The sequence below is a fragment of the Oleiphilus sp. HI0043 genome (assembly GCF_001634935.1).
The window spans coordinates 1-612 of record NZ_LWEY01000747.1 but is presented as its reverse complement, the minus strand read 5'-3'; the positions used below and the strand labels follow the sequence as shown (position 1 = coordinate 612).

Here is a 612-nt window from a genome sequence, read left to right as displayed (position 1 = left end):
AATTCGCGACGAAGAAATCGACGCTCTGCGTCACAGACAAAGTGCTTGTCAGGAATATATTGAAAAAACAGGGCTAGAAGTTCAAGCCATGCGAGTTATTATCAACACATGATCGAAAAGCAGCACCTGGTAAAAATAGCCAATACACAAATGCCCTTCGGGAAGTACGGTGGCCGTCGTTTAATCGATCTACCTGAAGAATATTTACTCTGGTTCAGAAAAAAAGGCTTTCCGAGCGGCGAGCTAGGTACACTGCTTGAACTGACGCTTGAGATTAAAATTGAGGGCTTGGATAAAGTTATACATCCCCTTAAACGATAGTGCAGTACGTTAGGCGCTGTAGAGCTAAAAAATGGCCTCATGTAGGCAGAGGGTTCCACCCCTCGCTAGTCGATGCCTCGCGCTAAACCTCAGCGAGCCATGAAAGGCTCTGCCTACAGATTTAGCCGGGATGTTTAACTCGATACAGAGTAAGACCCTTATTTTTTACAATAACGCCTAATATTACACCGTTCAATTTGCAGACAACTTTTCTATTTCTAAACTAGACTCATACTAACGTGCACCTTCACTTGGGTAGAGTTCAGTAATGGAAAAGACCAGCGAGCTAAT

1 protein-coding gene is annotated in these 612 nt (G+C 43.8%); it reads left to right on the top strand.

The genetic code is table 11. The features are described 5' to 3' along the window. The first annotated feature begins 108 nt into the window (after positions 1-108). The gene (locus A3729_RS08610; protein WP_068509284.1) at positions 109-321 is read left to right on the top strand and encodes a DUF3820 family protein; all 213 of its coding nucleotides are present in this window, start codon (positions 109-111) and stop codon (positions 319-321) included. Positions 322-612: the final 291 nt, after the last annotated feature.